19 protein-coding genes are annotated in these 22,339 nt (G+C 68.7%); 6 read left to right on the forward strand and 13 right to left on the reverse strand.

Translation table 11 applies throughout. From position 1 onward, the window contains the following. Positions 1 to 196: 196 nt before the first annotated feature. Positions 197 to 1,924: an IlvD/Edd family dehydratase gene (locus IBL26_RS03240; RefSeq protein ID WP_187783001.1), complete on the reverse strand. Its 1,728-nt coding sequence runs from the start codon at positions 1,922 to 1,924 to the stop codon at positions 197 to 199. Positions 1,925 to 2,007: 83 nt separating this feature from the next. Between IBL26_RS03240 and IBL26_RS03245 the strand changes: the two genes are divergently transcribed. Beyond that, the gene (locus tag IBL26_RS03245) at positions 2,008 to 2,403 is read left to right on the forward strand and encodes a VOC family protein (protein ID WP_187783002.1); all 396 of its coding nucleotides are present in this window, start codon (positions 2,008 to 2,010) and stop codon (positions 2,401 to 2,403) included. Between the two features lie 110 nt (positions 2,404 to 2,513). On the opposite strand, the gene IBL26_RS03250 is transcribed toward IBL26_RS03245, so the two are convergent. Together IBL26_RS03250 and IBL26_RS03255 are read right to left on the reverse strand one after the other, a co-directional pair. Beyond that, the gene (locus tag IBL26_RS03250; RefSeq protein ID WP_187783003.1) at positions 2,514 to 3,452 is read right to left on the reverse strand and encodes a dihydrodipicolinate synthase family protein; all 939 of its coding nucleotides are present in this window, start codon (positions 3,450 to 3,452) and stop codon (positions 2,514 to 2,516) included. A 200-nt stretch (positions 3,453 to 3,652) separates the two neighbouring features. Continuing rightward, positions 3,653 to 4,645, reverse strand: a complete 993-nt coding sequence (locus IBL26_RS03255) for a Gfo/Idh/MocA family protein (protein ID WP_187783004.1) — start codon at positions 4,643 to 4,645, stop codon at positions 3,653 to 3,655. Positions 4,646 to 4,777: 132 nt separating this feature from the next. Here IBL26_RS03255 and secD point away from each other — a divergent pair, with 132 nt between their 5' ends. From secD to IBL26_RS03270, 3 genes are all read left to right on the forward strand, one after another. Then, positions 4,778 to 6,364, forward strand: a complete 1,587-nt coding sequence (gene secD / locus IBL26_RS03260) for a protein translocase subunit SecD (RefSeq protein WP_187783079.1) — start codon at positions 4,778 to 4,780, stop codon at positions 6,362 to 6,364. A 12-nt stretch (positions 6,365 to 6,376) separates the two neighbouring features. Next, positions 6,377 to 7,339 (forward strand): protein translocase subunit SecF, encoded by a 963-nt coding sequence (secF, locus tag IBL26_RS03265; protein WP_187783005.1) that lies wholly within the window; start codon positions 6,377 to 6,379, stop codon positions 7,337 to 7,339. Positions 7,340 to 7,709: 370 nt separating this feature from the next. Continuing rightward, entirely contained in the window at positions 7,710 to 8,807 is a 1,098-nt protein-coding gene (locus IBL26_RS03270; RefSeq protein WP_187783006.1) for an EAL domain-containing protein, read from the forward strand. 84 nt (positions 8,808 to 8,891) lie between these two features. On the opposite strand, the gene IBL26_RS03275 is transcribed toward IBL26_RS03270, so the two are convergent. Further along, entirely contained in the window at positions 8,892 to 10,064 is a 1,173-nt protein-coding gene (locus IBL26_RS03275; RefSeq protein ID WP_187783007.1) for an iron-containing alcohol dehydrogenase, read from the reverse strand. Positions 10,065 to 10,226: 162 nt separating this feature from the next. Next, positions 10,227 to 11,495, reverse strand: a complete 1,269-nt coding sequence (locus IBL26_RS03280; protein ID WP_241748948.1) for an MFS transporter — start codon at positions 11,493 to 11,495, stop codon at positions 10,227 to 10,229. 130 nt (positions 11,496 to 11,625) lie between these two features. Here IBL26_RS03280 and IBL26_RS03285 point away from each other — a divergent pair, with 130 nt between their 5' ends. Beyond that, positions 11,626 to 12,552: a LysR family transcriptional regulator gene (locus IBL26_RS03285; protein WP_187783008.1), complete on the forward strand. Its 927-nt coding sequence runs from the start codon at positions 11,626 to 11,628 to the stop codon at positions 12,550 to 12,552. Here the strand turns inward: IBL26_RS03285 and IBL26_RS03290 are convergent. The 4 genes from IBL26_RS03290 to IBL26_RS03305 form a co-directional block, all read right to left on the reverse strand. After that, positions 12,515 to 13,501, reverse strand: coding sequence for an ABC transporter permease (locus tag IBL26_RS03290; protein ID WP_187783009.1), 987 nt, complete (start codon positions 13,499 to 13,501; stop codon positions 12,515 to 12,517). The genes IBL26_RS03285 and IBL26_RS03290 overlap by 38 nt on opposite strands. After that, positions 13,498 to 15,012 (reverse strand): sugar ABC transporter ATP-binding protein, encoded by a 1,515-nt coding sequence (locus IBL26_RS03295; RefSeq protein ID WP_187783010.1) that lies wholly within the window; start codon positions 15,010 to 15,012, stop codon positions 13,498 to 13,500. The genes IBL26_RS03290 and IBL26_RS03295 overlap by 4 nt, the downstream gene beginning before the upstream one ends. Before the next feature lie 6 nt (positions 15,013 to 15,018). Then, on the reverse strand, positions 15,019 to 15,954 hold the full coding sequence (locus IBL26_RS03300; RefSeq protein ID WP_206684128.1) for a sugar-binding protein: 936 nt from the start codon (positions 15,952 to 15,954) through the stop codon (positions 15,019 to 15,021). 139 nt (positions 15,955 to 16,093) lie between these two features. Next, on the reverse strand, positions 16,094 to 17,563 hold the full coding sequence (locus tag IBL26_RS03305) for an MFS transporter (RefSeq protein ID WP_187783012.1): 1,470 nt from the start codon (positions 17,561 to 17,563) through the stop codon (positions 16,094 to 16,096). A gap of 129 nt (positions 17,564 to 17,692) precedes the next feature. Here IBL26_RS03305 and IBL26_RS03310 point away from each other — a divergent pair, with 129 nt between their 5' ends. Beyond that, on the forward strand, positions 17,693 to 18,379 hold the full coding sequence (locus tag IBL26_RS03310) for a DNA-3-methyladenine glycosylase family protein (RefSeq protein WP_187783013.1): 687 nt from the start codon (positions 17,693 to 17,695) through the stop codon (positions 18,377 to 18,379). A 7-nt stretch (positions 18,380 to 18,386) separates the two neighbouring features. On the opposite strand, the gene IBL26_RS03315 is transcribed toward IBL26_RS03310, so the two are convergent. The 4 genes from IBL26_RS03315 to IBL26_RS03330 all read right to left on the reverse strand — a co-directional run bounded on the left by IBL26_RS03315 (position 18,387) and on the right by IBL26_RS03330 (position 22,234). Then, the gene (locus IBL26_RS03315) at positions 18,387 to 19,160 is read right to left on the reverse strand and encodes an alpha/beta fold hydrolase (RefSeq protein WP_187783014.1); all 774 of its coding nucleotides are present in this window, start codon (positions 19,158 to 19,160) and stop codon (positions 18,387 to 18,389) included. Between the two features lie 4 nt (positions 19,161 to 19,164). Next, positions 19,165 to 20,037: a DMT family transporter gene (locus IBL26_RS03320; protein ID WP_187783015.1), complete on the reverse strand. Its 873-nt coding sequence runs from the start codon at positions 20,035 to 20,037 to the stop codon at positions 19,165 to 19,167. A gap of 8 nt (positions 20,038 to 20,045) precedes the next feature. Then, complete coding sequence (locus tag IBL26_RS03325) at positions 20,046 to 21,050, reverse strand: NAD(P)H-quinone oxidoreductase (protein ID WP_187783016.1); 1,005 nt, start codon at positions 21,048 to 21,050, stop codon at positions 20,046 to 20,048. Positions 21,051 to 21,250: 200 nt separating this feature from the next. Further along, a complete protein-coding gene (locus IBL26_RS03330) occupies positions 21,251 to 22,234 on the reverse strand; it encodes a Bug family tripartite tricarboxylate transporter substrate binding protein (protein ID WP_187783017.1) in 984 nt (327 codons plus the stop codon). Positions 22,235 to 22,339: the final 105 nt, after the last annotated feature.

Genomic DNA, 22,339 nt, shown 5'->3' on the forward strand with positions numbered 1-22,339 from the left:
AATGGCGGGGTGGCCGGTTTCCCGCACAAAATCAGTGCACTCATCGCTATGTTATTAGACGGAATTGTGCACCGCATTAGTTCCACCAAATGAAACTAATGCGGCACAGGGTCTAGTTTCGTTCTGTGAAACGCTTCATGGTGAATACGTTATTTGCCCATGGTGCATGCCAGGTCGCGCGCGACTCGGGCGAACTTCACCTTGTCGTGCGCTCCTCCCCCTCCTCTTCCTCGTCCGTGCCGATGAGGAAGTCGAAGTCGCAGCCCTGGTCCGCCTGGGTAACTGTCTCATGGAACAGCTTGGCGTAACCACGCCGCGGGGCGGCCCGGGTCGGGCGCGGCTCGGCGGCACGGCGCTCCAACTCGGCGGCATCCACCAGCAGCTCGATCCGCCGCGCGGCCACGTCCAGCCGGATCTGGTCTCCGGTCCGCACCAGTGCCAGCGGGCCGCCCACGGCGGATTCCGGCGTGATGTGCAGCACGATGGTGCCGAATGCGGTGCCGCTCATCCGGGCATCGGAGATGCGGACCATGTCCTTCACCCCCTGCTGCGCCAGCTTGCGCGGGATGGGCAGGTAGCCGGCTTCCGGCATGCCCGGCGCGCCCTTCGGCCCCGCATTGCGCAGCACCAGCACATCCTCGGCCGAGACCTCCAGCGCCGGGTCGTCGATCCGGTTGGTCAGGTCCTCGACGCTCTCGAACACCACGGCGCGGCCGGTGTGCTGCAATAGCGCCGGGGTGGCGGCGGCGTGCTTGATGACGGCGCCGCCCGGCGCCAGGTTGCCGTGCAGCACCGCCATGCCGCCGGTCTGCTTCAACGGCGCAGTGCGTGGGCGGATCACGGTCTGGCCCGGTACGTCCTCCGCCATCGCAGCATAGTCGCGCAGGGTGCCGCCGGTCACGGTCGGCGCGTCCATGTCCAGGAAGGGCTCCAGCTCCGCCAGCAGGCGCGGCATGCCGCCGGCATGGTGGAAATGCTCCATGTAGTGGTCGCCGCTGGGCTTCAGGTCGATCAACACCGGCACTTCGCGGCCGATGCGGTCGAACTCCTCAAGGTCAATCTTGTGGCCCGTGCGTCCGGCGATCGCCGCCAGATGCACCAGCCCGTTGGTGGAGCCACCGATGGCCTGCAACACCACCATGGCGTTGCGGAAGGCGCGCGGCGTCAGGATCTCGGCCGGCTTCGGCGCGTGCTGCTGGGCCATGGCTACCGCTGCCTTGCCGCTGGCCTCGCCGATCCGCAGGCGCTCCGCATGCGGGGCCGGGATGGCGGCGCTGTAGGGCAGCGACATGCCCATCGCCTCGATCATGCAGGCCATGGTGCTGGCGGTGCCCATCACCATGCAGGTGCCGACGGAAGGCGCCAGCCGGCCGCTGATTACCTCGATCTCCGCCTCGTCGATCTTGCCGGCACGGTGCTGGCCCCACAGGCGGCGGCAATCGGTGCAGGCGCCCAGCACCTCGCCCCGGTGGTGGCCCACCACCATCGGCCCCACCGGCACCACCACAGCCGGAATGCCGGCACTGGCAGCGCCCATGATCTGGGCCGGCAGCGTCTTGTCGCAGCCGCCGATCAGCACGACCGCATCCATCGGCTGGGCGCGGATCATCTCCTCCGTATCCATCGCCATCAGGTTGCGGAGATACATGCTGGTCGGATGCGCGAAGGATTCGTGGATCGAGATGGTGGGGAAGCTCATCGGCAGCCCCCCGGCCAGCATGACGCCGCGCCGCACCGCCTCGATCAGCTGCGGCGCGTTGCCGTGGCAGGGGTTGAAATCGCTGGCCGTGTCGGTGATGGCGACGATCGGCCGGTCCAGCGCATCATCCGAATAGCCTGCCGCCTTGATGAAGGCCTTGCGCAGAAACAGCGAAAATCCCGCATCGCCGTAGCTGGTCAGTCCCTTACGCAAACCGCTGGTCATTGTCCCGCACGTCCCTGTTCCGTTCCCGGCCGTCACGGTAGGAGGGGGGGCAGGATTGTCAATCGCAGCGGCAGGAGGTCCCGATGGCCAGGCTCGTCCACAGCATGATCCGCGTGCTCGAGGAAGCACGCTCGCTCGACTTCTACCGCCGCGCCTTCGGGCTGGAGGTGGCGGACCGCATCGCCTTCGACGACTTCACCCTGATCTACCTGCGGACGCCGTACGGCGACTTCGAGCTGGAGCTGACGGTGAATGCCGGCCGTGCCGAGCCCTACGCCCTTGGCGAGGGCTACGGCCATCTGGCGGTGGTGGTGGAAGACCTGGCCGCCGAGCGCGTGCGGATGGAGGCCGAGGAGCTGAGCCCCGGCCCGCTGCGCGAGTTGCTGCACCAGGGGCAGCCGATGGCGCGCTTCTTCTTCATCGCGGACCCGGATGGCTACCGCATCGAAGTCCTGCAGAGATTCGGCCGCTTCCGCTGAGCCGGTAAGGCCGGGGGCGCTACCCCCGCACCCCGGCATTCACGCGGGATACGGGGTCTGCGCATCGGATATGCCCGGCGGGAGGGAGCACCGCCCCTCCCCGCGCCGTATCAGACCGGCGAGAGCTTGGCGCGCGGATCGACGCGCGCGACGCGGCTCAGCAGGTACTCGACCTCCGCCTTCGCCGTCGCGGAGATCGAGCCCGCCGGCTTGCGCTGCGCGTCGGAGGCGATGATGCCGCGGCGGGCCATCACGTATTTCCGCACGGCAAGGCCGGTGGTGCCCTGCTGCTGCTCGTAGCGCAGCAGCGGCAGGTGGGCGTCGAACAGGTCGTGCGCCTTGTCGCGCTCCCCGGCCTGGGTCAGCTTCACGATGTCCACCAGCATGTCCGGGAAGGCGTAGCCGGTCATGGCGCCATCGGCACCGCGCTCGACCTCGAAGTCCAGGAACATGCCGCCGTTGCCGCAGAGGATGGAGACGCGGCGCATCCCTTCCTTCTCGAACTTCCGCAGGGCGGAGATCTTCTCCAGGCCAGGCCAGTCCTCATGCTTCACCATGACGCAGGAGGAGTTCTCCTCGATGATCCGGCGCAGCACGCCCGGCGTCATCACCACGGAAAAGGTCTGCGGGAAATCCTGCACGACGAAGGGGATGTCGCTGCCGATGGCCTCCACCGCCTGGCGGTAGTAGCCGACGATCTGGTCATCGGTCCGCAGCGTGTTGGGGGGCGCGATCATCACACCCGCCGCGCCGGCGTCCATGGAGGCGCGCGCCAGGGTCTGCATGGCGGCGAAGCCCGGCGCGGTGACGCCGACGACGACCGGGATGGAGGAAGCGCGCTTGATGAACTGCTTGGCCAGCGCCAGGGACTCGGTGCCATCCAGCTTCGGCGCCTCGCCCATCACGCCCAGCACGGTCATGCCGGTGCTGCCGCACTCCAGGTAGAAGTCGGTCATGCGGTCGACCGAGGCTTCGTCCACCCGGCCATCGGCGTGGAAGGGCGTGGGGGCGATCGGGAAGACGCCCTTGGCGGTGTTGTCGAGCTTCATTGCTTCTCTCCAGAACGTTAGGCACGGCGGGCGGCTGGGATTTGCCACCCTCTCATCGGTATCGCGCGTCGGTCACGCCAGGGTGGCGGGCTGCTTCCATGCGGTCACAGCGCGTCCCCTCCTGGCCCAGGCTGGTCGGGTCAAGCGCTTCTCGTTGCTTCCACCCGGGTGACCACGCCGCAGCCAGCAGGCAAGCTCGTTCAGACAGCGCCGGAGGGCAAGCCCGCGGCGGCCAAAGAAGCGCCGATCGCGGCCTCCACCCGCAACGCCGCGTCCAGCGCCGCCCGCCCGGCCCGGCCATCGACCACGGCCGGGCTGCCAGTCAGGCAGGAGTGGACGAAGGCGGCCTGCTCGGCCTCCAGGTTGTCATGGTCGGTCCAGGACAGGGTCTCCAGCCCATGGCTGGGCAGTTGCTCCAGCGATGCGCCCTGTCCCTTGCGGACCAGCTTCAGCTCGCGCGCCAGGAAGTCGATGCTGGCATAGCCCTCGGTGCCGAAGACGCGCAGCCGGCGCTCCATCTTCAGGCTGGCGCGGCTGGCGGTGATGGTCGCCTGGGCGCCGCCGGCGAAGCGCAGCCGGGCATTGGCGATGTCCACCCGGTCCGATTCCACGGCGGTGCCGACCGCCTGCACGTCCTCCACCGCGCCACCGGCCAGGGAAATGACGAGGTCCAGGTCATGGATCATCAGGTCCAGCACCACGGAGACATCCAGCCCGCGCGGCCGGAACGGCGCGATCCGCACCGCCTCCATATAAAGAGGCCGCCCGACCCCGGCGGAGGAGAGCAGCGTGGCGAAGCCCGCCCCGAAGCGCTCCACATGGCCGACCTGCAGGGTACGGCCCACCTGGGCGGCCAGGGCCACCAGGGCGTCGGCCTGCTCCAGCGTCGCCGCGATGGGCTTCTCCACGAAGACGTGCTTGCCGGCCTTCAGCGCCGCCTCGGCCAGCTCGAAATGGAAGGCGGTGGGCGCGGCGATGATCAGCGCGTCGGCGGCGGCGATCAGCTCCGCCGTCTGCCAGACCCGCGTTCCGGCCTCGGCCGCCACTTGGGCGGCCCGCTCGGGGCTGGCGTCGGCCAGGCCGAGGAACTCCACCTGGCCGGCGGCGGCCCCCGCCTGAGAAGACTTCACGGCCTTCAGCGTGTGGAAGCGGCCAAAATGCCCTGCCCCCAGAATCCCCAGCTTCAGCCCCATCTGCCTGCTCCATCCACAAGTCTCTGACGGCCCGGCGTGTAGCAGAGTGTGGCCCCGCATGCATGATGGGTTGCGTCCAAGCTCGCGCGACAGCATTTTCCGCAGCCACTGAACTGGGGGGCCTTGCCGGCCATGCTGTATTTCGCGCGGTGGAAGGTCGCCGCCATTCTCGGCGTCATCCTGCTGAGCGTGTTGCTCACGCTGCCGAACCTGTTGCCACGCTCCGCCATCCCGTCCTGGCTGCCCGCCCGGCAGATCTCGCTGGGCCTCGACCTGCGCGGCGGGTCCTACCTCCTGCTGGAGGTGGACCTGAACGCGGTGATCAAGGAACGGCTGGAAGGCCTGGCTGACGGTGCCCGCACGCGCCTGCGGCAGGCCAATATCGGCTACACCAACCTCGCCGCGCAGCCGGAGCAGCGCCGCCTCTCCCTGCGCCTGCGCGACCCCGGCCAGGCGCCAGCGGCCGTCGCGGCGCTGCGGGAGCTGGCGAACCCGATCACCAGCCTCGCCACCGGCGTCTCCACGCCGGACCTGGAAGTGGCCAATGCCGACGGGCTGGTGACGGTAACGCTGAGCGAGGCAGCGCTGCGGGACCGCGCCGCCGGCGCCGTCGAGCAGTCGGTGGAGATCGTCCGCCGCCGTATCGACCAGACCGGCGTGTCCGAGGCACTGATCGCCCGCCAGGGTACCAGCCGCGTGCTGGTGCAGTTGCCGGGTGTCGAGGACCCCAACCGGATCAAGGACCTGCTGGGCCGTACCGCCCGCATGACCTTCCGCCTGGTGGACGACACCGCCAACCTGCAGGCCGCCACGCCGCCCCCGGGCGTCGAGTTCCTGGACGGCGAGCAGCCCGGCACCCGCTACGCCGTGCGCCGCCGGATCGAGGTGGATGGCGCCAACCTGTCCGACGCCCGCGCCGGCCAGAACCCGCAGACCGGCCAGTGGGTGGTGAACTTCACCTTCGACAGCGTCGGCACCCGCCGCTTCGCCGAGGTGACGCGCCAGAACGTCAACCGCCCCTTCGCCGTGGTGCTGGACAACAAGGTCATCACCGCGCCGAACATCAACGAGCCGATCACCGGCGGCAGCGGCCAGATCAGCGGCAGCTTCAACGCGCAGAGCGCCAACGAACTGGCGGTGCTGCTGCGCGCCGGCGCCCTGCCCGCGCCCTTGACCGTGGTGGAGGAGCGCACCGTGGGCCCCGAGCTGGGTGCGGACGCCATCCGCGCCGGCCTGATCAGCCTGGCGGCGGGCGCGACCTTCGTGTTCCTCTACATGGGCCTGGCCTACGGGCTGTTCGGCTGGCTGGCGAATATCGCCCTGCTGGTGAACCTGATCATGATGGCCGCCGCCCTTTCCCTGCTGGAAGCGACGCTGACCCTGCCCGGCATCGCCGGCGTGGTGCTGACGCTGGGCACGGCGCTGGACGCCAACATCCTGATCAACGAACGCATCCGGGAGGAAGCCCGCGCCGGGCGGCCGCCCGCCAGCGCGCTGGAAGCGGGCTTCAGCAAGGCCTCTGGCACCATCCTGGACAGCAACCTGACCAACCTGATCGCCATGGGCGTGCTCTACGCCATGGGCTCCGGCCCGGTGCGCGGCTTCGCCGTCACCGTCGCCATCGGCACCATCGTGCAGATGTGGACGGCGACGACCCTGGTGCGCCTATTCGTTTCCTGGTGGTACCGGGCCCGCCGCCCGCGCACCCTGCCGGTCTGAGGGGTTACGACCATGTTCCTCGCTCGCCCCCTGTTCCGGCTGATGCCGGACGACACCAAGATCCCGTTCATGAAGGGCGGGAAGATCGGCATCGCCTTCTCGATCTTCCTCTCCATCGCCTCGGTGATCCTGGCCTTCTACCCCGGGCTGGAGAAGGGCATCGACTTCCGTGGCGGCATCGTCATGGAAGTGCGGACGCCCGAGCCCGCCAACCTCTCCGCGCTGCGCAACGCCACCGGCGGCCTGAACCTTGGCGATGTCGGCCTGCAGCAATTCGGCGATGCCAACACGGTGCTGCTGCGCCTGCCCGTGCAGGGCGATGAGGCCGCCACCCAGACCGCCGTCAATAGCGTGCGCGGCGTGCTGGAGAGTGTCGCCCCCGGCGCCCGCATCCTGCGGACCGAGGCCGTGGGCAACCGCGTCAGCGGCGAGTTGTTCCTCGGCAGCCTGCTGGCGCTGGGTATCTCGATGGTCGCCATGATGATCTACATCTGGTTCCGCTTCGAATGGCAGTTCGCCGTCGGCGCCATCGTCACCCTGCTGCTGGAGACCACCAAGGTCATCGGCTTCCTGGCCGTGACGCGCATCGAGTTCAACCTGACCACGGTGGCGGCGGTGCTGACCATCATCGGCTTCTCGGTGAACGACAAGGTCGTGGTGTATGACCGGGTGCGCGAGAACCTGCGCAAATACAAGACGATGCCGCTGCGCGAGCTGATCGACCGGTCGATCAACGAGACGATGAACCGTACCCTCGGCACATCGATGACCCTGCTGCTCTCGGCCCTGCCGCTGGCGCTGTTCGGCGGGGATGCGCTGTCGGGCTTCGCCTACACCATGGTGTTCGGCATCATTGCCTCCACCTCCTCCTCGGTGTTCATCGCCGCACCCATCCTGCTCTACTTGGGCGAGAACAAGCTGCGGCGCGGCGCCGAAGTCGCGGCGCCGCTGGGCGGCAGGGCCAGCACCCGCTGAGAGCAGCGATCCACCACCATTCCGGTGACGGATCAATGCCTTGCCAGATCGAAAAAGAGCGGCCCCGAATCCGGTGGCCGCTCTTTTTTATTCATCAGAATGATGTCTTTATTTGTATAACGTCATTTCTTTGAGGCAAAACAGACCGAAATGAAGCGCCTTCCGGTCTATTCCGCAAAAATCCGCGCAAACTGAGACAAGGCTTTGCCTTGGACATGGAACACACGTAAAAGAGAGCAGCCGCCTTGCGGTTCTCTGGAGAACTTCCATGTCTCTGCGCTTCCGTCCAACGCGTTTGGACGAGGCTCGAATGCTGCTGCTGGCCCGTGACCCTGCCGTGATTTCGGCAGCTCGCGAGGCTGCGCTGGGCTTGGATAGCTCTCCCCCCCTGCTGATGCAGGATGGACGGGATGTTCTCGCGCATCTGTTCTCGGCCGGGGAGCCGCCGCGGCAGATCGTCTGCCAGGCCTCGGCCGCCGGGGCGTCCTGGCCCGTGCTGGTTGCCACGGCGATGGACCCGTTCAGCGCTACCGACATGGTGGTCATCGCCGATGACGCTGGCCGCCATCGTCTCGGCAAGCGGGACCATGCCCAGGGCATTACCTGGGCGACGGCGGAGCCGGTGGCCCTGGCCCACGCCCTGCGGCGCGCCGCCAGCACCCGCCGGCAGATCCCGACCGACAATCCCAACGACCTCGCCATCGGCCTCAAGCGCGGCGAGATCACCGTCCGCTACCAGCCCGCCGTCCGCATCGCCGACCGCAAGCCGGTGTTGCTGGAGGGGCTGGCCCGCTGGCAACGGCGGGACGACACACCGCTGAGCCCTGATTCCTTCATCCCGCTGGCCGAGCGTTCCGGGCTGGGCCGGGCGCTCTCCATCGCCGTCGCCCACCGCGCCTTTACCGAGATGGCCCGGCCCGCTGCCCGCATCGGCGCCGCGGTGTCCCTCAACCTGCCGCTGAACGTGCTGGTGGAGCGGGACGTGCTGGGCTGGCTGCGCGAATTACAGGTGCAGACGCGCTTCCCCTTCTCCTCCCTCATCCTGGAGATGACGGAGACGGCGCCGGTGCTGGACCGTTCGGCCCTGCGCCGGGCGCTGGAGCGGCTGCGGGAGGCCGGGCTCGCCGTGCTGATCGACGACATGGGGCTGGAGGAGGACCGGGCGGAGCTGCTCTCCCTGCCCTTCGCTGGCATCAAGCTGGACCGCCACCTGATCAGCGCCATGCCCTCCAAGCGCCGTGCCCGGGCCGAAGTGCAGCGCCTGGTGCGGATGGCCCACGCCGCCGGCATGACCGTGACGGCGGAAGGTGTTTCGGATAGCTGCCTCTGGCGTGCCGTCGCCGCAGCCGGGGTGGACCACGCCCAAGGCTACGCCATCGGCCGGCCTCTGCCGGCGGCCGCCCTTGGCGCCTGGAACTACGCCTGGCGCAGCCAGCCAGTGCGGCCAGGCCAGGGCGCGGCTTCCTGAGCCCGACCCGGCGCTAGCCAGAGCGCCCAGCCGCGCTCATGCGGCCCGCCACAAGCGCAAGTCGCCCGCCGAGGCCATCACGCTCTATCCGGCATAGACCTCCCGATACAACGCGATGATCTGCGCCGCATCCGGCACGCGCGGGTTGTTGCCGGGGCTGCCGGAGGCGAGCGCCTGCTCCGCCATCAGTGGCAGCAGTCCCTCGAACCCTTCCTTCGGAATGCCGTATTCGCCAGGTGCGGGCACGCGCAGCTCCCGGTTCAGCGCTTCCAGCTCCTGCACCAGCAGGCGGCCGGCCTCGGCATCCGGTGTGCCGGCGGGCGCGACGCCCATGATGCGGGCGGCTTCCGCATAGCGCTTCAGGCCGGCTTCCAGCCCGAAACGGGTGACGGCCGGCAGCAACATGGCGTTGGAAAGTCCGTGCGGTACATGGAAATGCGCGCCCAACGGCCGGCTCATGCCATGCACCAGCGCAACGGAGCTGTTGGAGAACGCCAGCCCCGCCAGCGTCGCGCCCTCCATCATCGCGGCACGGGCGGCGGCATTGCGCGGCTCCGCATGCGCGGTGCGCAGATTGGCGGCGATCAGCCGCATCGCCGCCGTGGCGTAGAGGTCGGAGAAGCTGTTGGCCTTGCTGCTGACATACGCCTCCAGCGCGTGGGTCAGGCTGTCGATGCCGGTATCGGCGGTGATGCGCGCGGGCACGCTGAAGGTCAGCTCGTAATCCACCAACGCGGCCAGCGGCAGCGCACCCAGGCCCATGATCAGCATCTTCTCGTCATGCGCCGTGTCGGTGACGATGGTGAAGCGCGTCGCCTCGCTGCCCGTGCCGGCGGTGGTGGGAATGCAGATCACCGGCAGGGCGGCCCGGTCGGCCGAGGCCGGCACCTTGAAGTCCCGCATCACCTGCCCGGTGCGTGCGGCGGCCAGGATGGCCATGGCCTTGGCGGTGTCCATCGGGCTGCCGCCACCGAAGCCGACGAGGCAATCGAAATGCCCGCCCTTCAGCACGTCGACACCCGCCTTCACCACGGTATCCGTCGGGTCCGCCACGGTGTCCGAAAACACATGCGCCGTCATGTTGGCCGAGGCCAGCGGCGCCAGCACACGATCGATCAACCCGGACGACACCATCCACGGATCGGTCACCACCAGCGGGCGGGACAGGCCGAATTCGGCCAGCAGCGCCGGCAGCTTCGCCAGGGATCCGCCGCCGATCAGCAACTTACGTGGGGCGACGAGGGAGATGGTGTGCATGGGTCGGCGGTCCTCCTTCTGCCACGGTGATTGCCCCGCGGCCTTGGCGACAGGATCGGCCGGACGGCGCCCGGGGGCAAGCCAGGGCGGGGCTTTATCGGCCGGGGGGGGGGTAGCGCCGGCTGCCCTGCCCGCCGCCGTAGCCGCGCTCCGGCCAGCCGGCTACAGCGCTGGCAACGGCTTCAGCCAGGCCAGGCGGATGCCGCCCAGCAGCGCCAACAGCAGGCAGCCGCCGACCAGCCAGGTGACGCCCTGCCACCCTGCCGCGCTCCAGGCCAGGCCACCGACGGCGCCGACGATGCTGGAGCCCATGTAGTAGCTGAACAGGTACAGTGACGACGCCTGCGCCCGCGCCATCCGTGCCCGCCGCCCGACCCAGGAGCTGGCCAGGGAATGCGCGCCGAAGAAGCAGAAGGTGATCAGGGCGATGCCGGTGACGATGAAGGGCAGCGAGTCGATGCTCATCAGGCTCAGCCCGCCCAGCATGGCCAGCAGCATCACCCAGAGCAGCCGGCGGCGCCCGAAGCGGTCCGCCATGCCGCCCACCAGTGTGGAACTGCCGATGCCGACCAGATAGACGGTGAAGATCAGCCCGACCACGGCGTGGCTGAGCGAGAACGGCTCGGCCAGCAGGCGGTAGCCGATATAGTTGTACAGGGTCACGAACGACCCCATCAGCAGGAAGCCTTCCAGGAACAACCAGCGCAGCCCGCCATCCCGGAGGTGGAAGGCGAAGTTCGCCGCCAGCCCGCGCATCGCCAGCGGCCGCGCGACGAAGTGGCGGGAGGGTGGCAGGCAGCGCCAGAACACCACCGCCGCCATCAATCCCAACACGCCAATGCCGCCAATGGCCAGGCGCCAGCCGCCCCATTCCATCAGCACGCCGGTCAGCACCCGCCCCATCATGCCGCCCATGGCGGAGCCGCTGATATACAGCCCCATGGCGTAGCCAGAGGAACGCGGGTGCACTTCCTCCGCGATGAAGGCCATGGCAACGGCGGGCAGGCCGCTGAGCAGCACCCCTTGCAACGCCCGCAGCATCAGGAACTGATCCCAGCCCGGCATCAGCGCGCAGGCGATGGTAATGGTGGCGGAGGCGAAGACCGAGACCAACATCACCGGCTTGCGCCCCACCGCCTCCGACACCGCGCTGGCCACCAGCATGCACACCGCCATGGCCGCCGTGGGCAGGGAGAGCGACAGGCTGCTGACCGCCGGGCTGACGCCGAACTCGGCCGAGAAGACCGGCATCAGCGGCTGCACGCAGTAGAGCAGCGCGAAGGTCGCGATGCCGGCGCAGAAGAAGGCGATGTTGGTGCGCAGGAAGGCGCTGGTGCCGCGCTCGATATACGGGGTCTCGGAAACCGCTTCGGCCGTGGCCTGTCCGGGCAGCGGTGCGGCAATGGGCCGGGCGGTCAGGGGCATGTTCATCGGCGGGGCAGCGTCCAGTCAGCGGGTGGTGCCAGCATGCCCGCTTCACGGTGCCGCTTGCCACGGTGCTGCACCTGCGAAATAATTCGGTGGCGCCGAATACTGTCTTCCTGGCCGTGGAAAGCATCCGATGGAACTCCGCCACCTTCGCGCCTTCCTGGCTGTGTCCGAGACGCTGCATTTCACGCAGGCGGCGGAACGTCTTGGCCTCTCCCCACCCGCGCTGACCGAGCAGATCCAGGGGTTGGAGGCGCTGCTGGGCGCCCGGCTGTTTCGCCGTACCAAGCGCAGCGTGGCGCTGACCGATGCCGGGCGGCTGTTCCTGCAGGAAGCCGCCCCTGCCCTGGCCCAGGTGGAACGGGCGGAGCGGATCGGCCGCCTCGCCGGGCGCGGGGAGCGCGGCATCGTCGCCATCGGCTTCGCCGCATCGGCCGCGTTTTCCGGCGTGCTGGCCGCCAGCGTAAACGCTTGGCGCGCCATCCACCCCGAGGTCGAGCTACGGCTGCAGGAGTTGGAAACCATCCCGCAATTGGCTGCGCTGGCGGCGGGGCAACTGGATATCGGCTTCATCCGCCCGCCGGTGCAGGCGCCGGACGGCATTGCCACCACGCCTCTGTTGCAGGAACCGCTCTGGCTGGCCCTGCCCGCCTTCCACGCCCTCTGCGCCCTGCCCGAGGTCGCGCCGGCACAACTGGCCGAGGAGCCCTTCGTCAGCCCGGATTTCGACACCGGCACCGGCTTCCACCATCACACCATGGCGTTGGGGCAGGCCGCCGGCTTCACCCCGCGCATCGCGCACCGCGGGCGGGACCTCGTCGCGGTGGTCAGCCTGGTCGGGCTGGGGCTGGGCGTGGCGCTGGTGCCGGAATCCTTCCGTCACTGCGTGCGGCTGCCGGGGCTGGAATACCGCAAGCTGGCCGGTACGCCGCCCCGGGCGGAACTCGCCGCGGCCTTCCGCCGCAACGAGGCCGCGCCCGCCACCCAAGCCTTCATCCGCCAGCTGCGGCGGCAGGCATCGTCTATTCCGCCGGAACCGCCACGGCCTGGGAGCGGTTGAGCGCCTTCGCCTGCTTGCGCCGCCCCAGCTGCTGGTCGGCGATGACGCCCAGCAGGATGACGCTGCCCATCACCGCGAAGTTCAGTGAGGACGGGATGCCCAGGATGTTCACCAGGTTCTGCAGAATCTGCAGCAGCACCGTGCCCAGGACGATGCCGAGGATACTGCCCTCCCCACCCCGCAGAGAGCAGCCGCCCAGCACCGCCGCGGCGATCGCGTAGAGCTCGTAGAAATTGCCGAAGGAGGAAGGCGAGACCGAGCTGGTGTAGAACACCAGCAGCACGGTGGAGAGCCCGGCCAGCCCGCCGCCGATCAGGTAGGCCCCGGCGATGACGGCATTGGTGTTGATGCCGGAATGCCGCGCCGCTTCCTCGTTCCGCCCCACCGCATACAGGTAGCGGCCAAAGACGGAGCGATGCAGCAGCACCCACATGGCGACCGCGACGACCATCAGGATAATGAAGGGATGCGGCACGCCGAAGCTGCGCCCGGCGGCCAGCCAGGTCAGCGTATCCAGGTTGCCGGCATAGCCGAAGCCCATGGTGCCATCATTGGTGTAGTAGCGGGCAATGCCACGGTAGATCAGCAACCCGCACAGCGTGACGACGAAGGGCTGCAGCTTCAGCCGCGTCACCAGCAGGCCGTGCAGCAGGCCCATCACCAGACCCATCACCAGCACCACCAGCAGTGCCAGCGGCCAGGCGAGTTCGTAGTTCACCAGCAGGTCGATGAAGATCACGCCCAGCAGCGCGAACATCGACCCGACCGAGAGGTCGATGCCGCCGGTGATGATGATCAGCCCCTGGCCGATGCTGAACACGCCGAACAGGCCGATCAGGTTGGCCATGTTCAGCAGATTGACGCCCGAGAGGAATAACGGGTTCAGCGCCGCCGTGATGCCGCCGATGACGATCAGCAGCAGCGCCAGGCCCAGCTCTTTCTTGCTCATGTCTCTGCTGCCTCTCCATCCTGGCCGATCGCCAGTCGCAGCACCGCCTTCTCGCTGAAGGCGTCCCGCTGCAGCGTGCCGCTGATGCGGCCTTCATGCATCACCACGATGCGGTCGGAGACGCCGATGACCTCTTCCATGTCGCTGGAGATCATCAGGATGCCGACGCCCTTATCCGCCAGCGCCCGCATCAGCGTGTAGATCTCGCCCTTGGCGCCGACATCGATGCCACGCGTCGGCTCGTCGAACAGGATGATACGCGGCGCCATGCTGAGCCACTTGCCCAGCACCACCTTCTGCTGGTTGCCGCCGGAGAGCGTGCCGGCGATGACCTCGACCCCCGGCGCCTTGATCCGCAGGGACTTGCCCTGCCCCTCCGCCGCGCGCCGCTCGGCGCCCCGGTCCACCAGCCCGGCGCTGGCATAGTGCGGCAGGTCGGCCAGGGTAATGTTCTCGGCGATGGGCATGTCCAGCACCAAGCCGTCCTTCTTGCGGTCCTCCGGCACTAGGTACAGGCCGGCCGCCACGGCATCGCGCGGGGCGCGCACGCGCAGCACCGCGCCATCCAGCGTGATGCTGCCACCCATGGGCGGGTCGATGCCGAACAACGCCCGCGCCAGCGAGGTCCTGCCAGAGCCCACCAAGCCGGCCAGCCCGACGATCTCGCCTGGCCGGATGCGCAGATCAACCTCCTGTTGCGGGAAGGCACTGGTGATGAGGCCGCTGATCGCCAGCCCGCCCTCGCCCGGCGGCCGTGCCGGCGGGGTGTAGAGCGCCCGCAGGTCCCGCCCGATCATCAGGCGGATCATGTTGGCGTGGCTGATATCCTCCCGCGCCAGCGCGCCGGCCAGCTTGCCGTCCCGCAGGCACACGACGCGGTCGGCGCAGTCGATGATCTCGCCCAGCCGGTGGCTGATATAGATCAGCGCGGTACCGCTGGCGCGCAGCTCGCCCAGCACGGTCAGCAATCTCGCCGTCTCGGACAGGGTCAGAGACGAAGTCGGCTCATCGAGGATGATGATGCGGGCTTCCGTCGCCAGTGCCTTGGCGATCTCCACCAGCTGCCGCTGCGCGATGGAGAGTTCGGCCACGGACGTCCAGGGCGTGAAGTCGGCGCCCAGGCGGCGCAGCAGCGGCGCCACCTGCTCCGCCGCCGCCTTGCGGTCCACCAGCCGCAGGGGACCGCCCTTCAGCGGTTCCCGCCCGAACAGGATGTTCCCGGCGACGTCGAGATTGTCGAACAGGTTCAGTTCCTGGTGCACGAAGGCGATGCCGGCGGCCTGCGCCTCCGTCACCGTCAGCCGGTCGTAGCTGCGGCCATTCAGGCGGATCTCGCCGCCGCTGGGCGGCACGACGCCGCCCAGCACTTTCATCAGGGTCGACTTCCCGGCGCCATTCTCGCCGATCAGCCCCAACACTTCGCCGGCATTCAGCGCAAGGCTGACGCCATCCAGGGCGCGCACGCCTGGATAGGTCTTACTAATGCCGTCCAACTCCAACAGCGCGGTCATGACACGCTACCGCCCGCGTAGAAGGTCCCGCATCTGCCCCTGGAATTCGGAGACGTTGGATTTGTCGATGATGCGCGTGGGGATGATGATCTGCTTGTTGGCCGGGATGAAGCCGCGGTCGTTGTTCAGGTACTTCACCATGCCGACCATGCTCTGGTAGCCGAACTCGAAGGGCTGCTGCACCACGGTGGATTCGATGACGCCTTCCGCCACGCCGCGCAGCGTCAGCCCATCCTCGTCGAAGCCGACGATCTTGACCTTGCCCTCACGCCCCGCGCCCTTCACCGCCTGGTAGATCTGCGGCGTGTTGTATGCCCACAGGCCGACCAGCAGGTTGATGTCGGCATAGCGGGCCAGCGTGTCCTCGACATTGCGCTGCGCGCGGGCGATGTCGCTCTCATCCGTGCGGATATCAACGATGTTGATGTTGCCGCCTTGCAGTTCCTCGCGGATGCCCTGCACGCGCTCCCGCGCATTGTCGGCGTCCATGGTGCCGACGAACAGCATGGCTTTGCCGCCATTCGGCAGCGCCCGCTTCATCTGCTTGCCGGCTTCCCGCCCGGCCGCCACGTTGTCCGTGCCGATATACACGGCGCGGTTGCTGTTCGGCGCGTCGCTGTCGCTGGTGAACAGCACGGCCTGGGAGGCAACGCGGTTCAGCATCTCCGTCGAATTGGCCGGGTTGATCGGGGAGATGGCGATGCCGGCCACCTTGCGCGCCAGCAATTCGTCCACGATGCGTCGCTGCTCGGCCGCGCTGGCCTGGCCGGGAACGATCATCTCCATGTTGAAGTCGGTGTGCTCGCGATTGGCCTTATCGATGCCCCGCCGGCAAATCGTCCAGAAATCGGCGGAGACATTCACGACGAAAGCCAGGGTACGCTTTTCCTGCGCCTGGGCACGCGTGGTCAGTGCCGCGCCCAGGCCCAGGGCCGCAGGCATGGCAAGCAGTGAACGCCTTTTCATGGTCGCTCCTTGGTCCGTGTTCCCCCGGCTCGTCGAGCCGTCTTGCTCGGGCCTGATACCCGGCCCGTTGCACCAGACGCTAGCAGACTCCCGAAACGGGACGGAAGCACTGCTTTCAGCGCTTCACCATGGCGTCATCGTCACGGTGAAGCCCGAGTGGTGCCGCCACGTCCTCCAGCGGCATCCGCTCCGCCGCGAAGCCCAGCCGCCATTCCGTGGCGGCGGCCACCAGCATCAGCACGGCGGCCAGCAGGAAGCCCCAGAAGATATCGCCGCGCTGCCCGCCCTCGATCAGCCAGCCGAACAACGCCGGCCCGGCCACGCCGCCGATGGCGGTGCCGAAGGCGTAGAACAGCGCGATGGCGATGGCGCGCATCTCCAGCGGGAAGGCCTCGCCCACGGTCAGGTAGGCGGCGGACGCGGCGGGGGATGCGAAGAAGAAGATCACCGTCCAGGCCAGAGTCTGCTCCCACGCAGAAAGCCAACCCTGCTGGAAGGCAAAGGCCGAGGCCGCCATCAGGATGCCGGACATGGCATAGGTCAGGGTGATCATCACCTTGCGCCCGACGCTGTCGAACAGGGGCCCCAGCAGCAGTGGCCCCGCCAGGTTGCCCAGCGCGAAGGGCAGCAGGTACCAGCCGACATGCTGGGAGGCGATGCCATAGAACTTCGTCAGCACCAGCGCATAGGTGAAGAAGATGGCGTTATAGCAGAAGGCCTGGCAGGCCATCAGCGTAACGCCCAGCACGGTGCGCCGCCGCTGCTGCTGCAGCATGATGTTCAGCACCTCCTTCAGCGAGGTATGGCCGCGCCGGCGGAACTTCACCGGGCCGTAGGGCAGCGGCGGCAGCTTGCCGTGCCGTGCTTCCACCCGCGCCTCGATCTCGGCGACGATGCGGTGCGCCTTCTCTTCCTGCCCATGCGTCATCAGCCAGCGCGGGCTTTCCGGCACCCAGTTGCGCAGGAATATGATGCCGAGCGCCAGCACGCCGCCGACCACGAAGGCCGCCCGCCAGCCGATCTCGGGGTCCACGATCGCCGGGTCCAGCACCACCAGGGCGGAGGACGCGCCGAGCGCCGCGCCGGCCCAGAAGGTGCCGTTGACGGCGAGGTCCACGGTGCCGCGCCGGCGGGCCGGGATCATCTCCTGGATGGCGGAATTCACCGCCGCGTATTCGCCGCCGATGCCGGCGCCGGTCAGTGCCCGGAAGAAGGCGAAGGACCAGAAATCCCAGGAGAACCCGGTGGCGATGCTGGCCAGCATGTAGAGCCCCACCGTGATGAAGAACAGCTTGCGCCGCCCCCACCGGTCCGTCGCCCAGCCGAATCCCACGGCGCCGAGCACCGCGCCGATCAGGTAAGCAGAGGCCGAGAGCCCCACCTGCGTCTCGCTCAGTGCCAGGCTGGGGCTCTCATGGATGGCTGCGGCAAGGGAGCCGACAAGGGTGACTTCCAGCCCATCCAGCGTCCAGGTCACGCCCAGGGCAATGATGATCAGCCAGTGGAAACGGTCCCAGGGCAGCCGGTCCAGCCGGGCGGGAACATCCGTTTCGAACACCTCGGATTTGGCGCGTTGCTGGTCCATGGGACCCCCTCCCTGCCCTTGGCGATGCTTCGCCAACGCTGAAGGTTACGAAGCGTTGCCGGGCCGGGGTTGCGGCCAGCGCCGCCGCATGCATCATGTTCGCCAGTTGTTCCGCAGGAAACCGCATCGATGCTGGCACCCTCCACCCCTCTCCCCCAGGGCAGCAGCGTCGGTACCGGCGCCCGCGCCGCGCGGGCCTTCCTGGCTGCCGACCCGGTGATGGGCCCGGTGGTCCGGCAGGTCGGGGCCTTCACCCTGAAGCCGATCAAGCGCGAGCCGTATGAGGCGCTGATACGCGCCATCGCCCACCAGCAGGTGCATGGCCGGGCGGCGGAAGCGATGCTGAACCGGTTGATCGCCCATTTTCCCGGCCAGGACTTCCCCGACCCCACCGGCATCCTGGCGATGGAGGATGGCGCGCTGCGGGCGTGCGGCTTCTCCGGCGCCAAGGTCGCCGCCATTCTGGACATCGCGCATAAGAGCGTCGGCGGGCTGGTGCCCACCCGCCGCGCCGCTGCCCGCCTGCCGGATGAGGAGCTGATTGCCCGCCTGGTCGCGCTGCGCGGCGTCGGCCGCTGGACGGTGGAGATGCTGCTGATCTTCACGCTCGGCCGGCCCGATATCCTGCCGATCGACGATTTCGGCGTGCGGGAGGGCTATCGCCACGCCGCAGGGCTGGATGCCCAGCCAAAACCGAAGGAACTGGCGGCGATCGGCCAGGCCTGGGCGCCGTTCCGCTCCGCCGCCGCGTGGTATCTGTGGCGGGCGGCGGATCTGGCGAAGGAAAACCGCTTCAAGGCTCCTGTAGCGATCTGATGGGCACTTAGCCCAGGAAGGCCCGCACCGCCGCCAGGAAGCCTTCCGGCTTCTCGGCATGCAGCCAGTGGCCGGCGCCCTTCACCTTGCCAAAGCGCGCCGCCGGGAACAGGGCGCGGAACACCGGCCGGTGTTCCTCCCGCACATAGTCCGAGAGTTCGCCGGAGAGCACGAGCGTCGGGCCGTCGTAGCGGGCGCCGTCCGGCAGCGGGAGTGCGGCCTCTACCATTGGCAGGCTGTCGGCAATCTGCGTCAGGCCGATCCGCCAGGCCGGCGGGTTCGCGGCAAAATCCAGGTTCTGCAGCAGGAAGCCGCGCACCCCGGCGGCAGGCACGGCACCGGCCAGCGCCGCATCCGCCTGCCGGCGCGTCAGTCCGGCCTCCAGCGTCACGGCCAGCATCGCCTCGGCATAGGGGCGGAAAGCCGGCGGGTAGGCCACCGGGGCGATGTCGGCCACGATCAGGCGGGACACCATCGCCGGCTCGGTCAGTGCCAGCGTCATCGCCACTTTGCCGCCCATGGAATGGCCGAGCACGTCAGCCGGTACGGCACCGGACGCGCGCAGCGTTTCCGCCACATCCGCTGCCAGGGCGGCATAGTCGGGCACCGCCGCGTGCGAGGAAGCCCCATGGTTGCGAAGGTCCAGTGCCAGCACGCGGCGGCCGGCGGCGGCCAGCGCCTTCTGCACGGCACCGAAATTCGTTGCCTGGCCGAACAGCCCGTGCAGCAGCACCAGCGGCGTGCCGGTGCCCTCACCCATCTCGATCACGTTCAGCAGCATCGTATCAACCCCTCGTCGCCACCACGACACTGGCGGCGATCAACGCGCCGCCGATGATGACGTCCCACCCCACCGGCTCCCCCAGCCACAGCGTGGAGACGATGACGCCGATGGCCGGCGCCAGCAGGAAGCCGACCGCCGCCACCGAGCCCGGCAGCCGCCGCCCCGCCTCGATCACCGCCCAGGTGCCGAGCGGTGCGACGAGGCAGCCGATCACCACCACCTGCCACAGCGCGCCCAGGCCGATGCCCCCGCCGGCCGAGAACGGTTCGCGGATCAGCGCCATCGGCACCAGCACCATGGCACCCAGCAGGAAGCACCAGGGCAGGTTCTCCAGCATCGGCCGCTGCGGCGGAAACAGCCGCGTGGCGATGATGGCCCAGGACCACAGGAAGGCCGCCGCCAGCAGCATCACATGGCCCAGCAGCGTGCCCTGGTCCCCCGCACCGGCCGCCCATGGCCCGGCCAGTGCCAGCACACCCGCCAGTCCCAGCCCGGCCGCCACCCAGCGCGTGGCCGAGACCTGCTCCTTCAGCACCAGCACCGAGAGCGGCACCAGCCAGAAGATGGTGACATTGGCCAGCACTGCCGTCCGCCCCGCCGGCACCAGCGCCACCGCCAGATGCGTCAACGCGAAATAGCCGCCGAGCTGCAACAACCCCACGCCCAGCACCGCCGGCCAGTCCTGCCGCACCGGGAAGCGCAGCTTGCCCTGAACCGCCAGGATGGCACCAACCATGCTGGCGCCCAGCAGGGTGCGGGACACCGCGAACCATAGCGGCGTCGCGTCCCCCAGCGCAGATTTCGTGATCGGCCAGGCCCCGCCGAACAGGGTGACGGCCACCAGCAGCAGCCGCAGATCGGCCCAGCGGATCATGGGCGGCGCTATTCCGCGACGCGCAGGGTGATCTTGCCGATATGTGTGCTGCTTTCCATCAGGGCGTGGGCGGCGGCGGCCTCCGCCAGCGGGAAGGTGGCATGGATCACCGGCGCCAGCTCGCCTTTGGCCAGCAGCGGCCACACCTTCTGCTCCAGCGCATCGGCGATCTCGCCTTTCTCCGCCGCGGTGCGCGGGCGCATGGTGCTGCCGGTCACGGTCAGCCGCTTCACCATGATCGGACGGATATCGGCCTTCTCGACCTCGTGCCCGCCGAGGAAGGCGATGAGGACCAGCCTGCCATCCTTAGCCAGGCAACGCAGGTTGCGCTGGAAATAGTCGGCGCCGACCATGTCCAGCACCACGTCCACGCCGTCCGGCGCCAGCCGCTTCACCTCGGCGGCGAAATCCTGCTGGCGGTAGTCGATGGCGGCGTCTGCGCCGAAGGAGAGGATGGCGGCGCATTTCTCCGGGCTGCCGGCGGTGGCAAGCACGCGGGCGCCGAAGGCCTTGGCCAGCTTGATGGCCGTGACGCCGATGCCGGAGGTACCGCCATGCACCAGGACCGATTCCCCCGCCGCCAACCGGCCGTGGCCGAACAGGTTGGCCCAGACGGTGAACAGGTTCTCCGGCACCGCGGCGGCCTGGATGGCGTCGAAGCCCTCCGGCCAGTGCAGCGCCTGGGTGGCGGGCACGGTGCAGTACTCGGCATAGCCGCCGCCATTGACCAGGGCGCAGACGCGATCCCCCATCGCGAAGCGGGAAACGCCCTCGCCCAGCGCCGCGACCTCGCCGGCGATCTCGAGCCCCAGCACCGGGCTGGCGCCGGGCGGCGGCGGATAGAGGCCCTTGCGCTGCTGCACGTCCGGGCGGTTCACGCCGGCGGCCAGCACGCGCACCAGCACCTCGCCGGCGGCGGGCTGCGGCACCGGGCCGGTGGCGGGCACCATGACCTCCGGGCCACCGCCCTCGCCATGCGCGATAAACGTCATGTTGCTCGGCAAACCGGCCATACGCACTCTCCCCAACCCGCGCCGCGGCGCCACTGCCTGAACCACGCTGCAGCCTGCAATCCCAGGCCGCGCCAAGGTCGGCGCCCGGTTGTCCGGCGTCAAGCCACCGGTCGGTGGCAGCCGGCGCGGCGATGGCGAAAACACGAAGGGGCGGCCCGAACCGGGCCGCCCCCTGTTGCCGCAGGCCGTTAAAGCCGGCGTCAGTTCGCGCGGATGCCGGCGGAGCGGATGACCTCGGTCCACTTGGCGATCTCGTCGTTCAGGAACTTCGCCGTGCTGGCCGGCGTCGTGTCGCTGCGCGTCTGCATCGTCAGGTCGGACAGGCGGGCCTTCACAGTGTCCATCGCCATCACCTTGTTGATGGCCTGGTTCAGCTGGTTGACGATCGGCTCCGGCGTGCCGGCCGGCAGGAACACCATGTGCCAGGTATAGGCCTCGTAGCCCGGCACGCCCGCCTCATTGAAGGTGGGGATGTTGGCCAGCTGCGGCAGGCGCTCGTTGGAGGAGATGGCCAGGCCCTTCACCTCGCCGCGCGTTACGAACGGCATGGCATTGTTGGCCACGTCCAGCATCATCACGACGGAACCGTTCAGCAGGTCCGGCATAGCGGCGGCGGAACCGCGATACGGCACGTGGTTGACCTTCAGGTCACCCGCCTGCTTCAGGAACAGCTCGCTCGCCAGATGCAGCGCAGCGCCGTTGCCGGTGCTGGCGTAATCGTACTTGCCCGGATTCTTCTTGAAGAGATCGATCAGCTCCTGCAGCGAGTTGACTGGCAGGTCCTTGTTGACCATCAGCAGCATCGGGATGACGCCGGTCAGCGCGACGGGCGTGAAATCCTTGATGGGGTCGAACGGCAGGCTGGGGAAAATCTCGCGCAGCGCCGCATGGGCAATGGTGGTGTAGAGCGCGGTGTAGCCATCCTTCGGCGCCTTCGCCACGGCGTCCGAGCCGACGACGACGCCGGCACCCGTGCGGTTCTCCACCACGAAGCGCTGCGGCAGGGCCTTGGAGAGTTCATCGGCGATCAGGCGGGCCGGAACGTCCGTCGGCCCACCGGCCGCGAAGGGCACCACGAGGCGAACGGGCTGGGTAGGCCAGTTGCCCTGCGCCTGGGCCAGGCCGGGCAGCAGGGCCGGCAGGGTGGCGGCGGTACCGAAGGCAAGCAGATCGCGACGCTTCATGGACGACTCCCAATTTTAGTTCAGAGTAATTATGAAAATTCCCCCATGTTATGTGGTACCGCACCGCACTGCGTCAATCTTGGCGGTGCCAATCGCCGCATGCCA

It is taken from the genome of Teichococcus aerophilus, assembly GCF_014490485.1.
In the GTDB taxonomy this organism is placed as follows: domain Bacteria; phylum Pseudomonadota; class Alphaproteobacteria; order Acetobacterales; family Acetobacteraceae; genus Pseudoroseomonas; species Pseudoroseomonas aerophila.

Coding starts and splice junctions, on each gene's coding strand:
- IBL26_RS03240 (WP_187783001.1), bottom strand. CDS start 1,924: ATGACCAGCGGTTTGCGTAAGGGACTGACCAGCTACGGCGATGCGGGA.
- IBL26_RS03245 (WP_187783002.1), top strand. CDS start 2,008: ATGGCCAGGCTCGTCCACAGCATGATCCGCGTGCTCGAGGAAGCACGC.
- IBL26_RS03250 (WP_187783003.1), bottom strand. CDS start 3,452: ATGAAGCTCGACAACACCGCCAAGGGCGTCTTCCCGATCGCCCCCACG.
- IBL26_RS03255 (WP_187783004.1), bottom strand. CDS start 4,645: ATGGGGCTGAAGCTGGGGATTCTGGGGGCAGGGCATTTTGGCCGCTTC.
- secD (WP_187783079.1), top strand. CDS start 4,778: ATGCTGTATTTCGCGCGGTGGAAGGTCGCCGCCATTCTCGGCGTCATC.
- secF (WP_187783005.1), top strand. CDS start 6,377: ATGTTCCTCGCTCGCCCCCTGTTCCGGCTGATGCCGGACGACACCAAG.
- IBL26_RS03275 (WP_187783007.1), bottom strand. CDS start 10,064: ATGCACACCATCTCCCTCGTCGCCCCACGTAAGTTGCTGATCGGCGGC.
- IBL26_RS03280 (WP_241748948.1), bottom strand. CDS start 11,495: ATGAACATGCCCCTGACCGCCCGGCCCATTGCCGCACCGCTGCCCGGA.
- IBL26_RS03285 (WP_187783008.1), top strand. CDS start 11,626: ATGGAACTCCGCCACCTTCGCGCCTTCCTGGCTGTGTCCGAGACGCTG.
- IBL26_RS03290 (WP_187783009.1), bottom strand. CDS start 13,501: ATGAGCAAGAAAGAGCTGGGCCTGGCGCTGCTGCTGATCGTCATCGGC.
- IBL26_RS03295 (WP_187783010.1), bottom strand. CDS start 15,012: ATGACCGCGCTGTTGGAGTTGGACGGCATTAGTAAGACCTATCCAGGC.
- IBL26_RS03300 (WP_206684128.1), bottom strand. CDS start 15,954: ATGCCTGCGGCCCTGGGCCTGGGCGCGGCACTGACCACGCGTGCCCAG.
- IBL26_RS03305 (WP_187783012.1), bottom strand. CDS start 17,563: ATGGACCAGCAACGCGCCAAATCCGAGGTGTTCGAAACGGATGTTCCC.
- IBL26_RS03310 (WP_187783013.1), top strand. CDS start 17,693: ATGCTGGCACCCTCCACCCCTCTCCCCCAGGGCAGCAGCGTCGGTACC.
- IBL26_RS03315 (WP_187783014.1), bottom strand. CDS start 19,160: ATGCTGCTGAACGTGATCGAGATGGGTGAGGGCACCGGCACGCCGCTG.
- IBL26_RS03320 (WP_187783015.1), bottom strand. CDS start 20,037: ATGATCCGCTGGGCCGATCTGCGGCTGCTGCTGGTGGCCGTCACCCTG.
- IBL26_RS03325 (WP_187783016.1), bottom strand. CDS start 21,050: ATGGCCGGTTTGCCGAGCAACATGACGTTTATCGCGCATGGCGAGGGC.
- IBL26_RS03330 (WP_187783017.1), bottom strand. CDS start 22,234: ATGAAGCGTCGCGATCTGCTTGCCTTCGGTACCGCCGCCACCCTGCCG.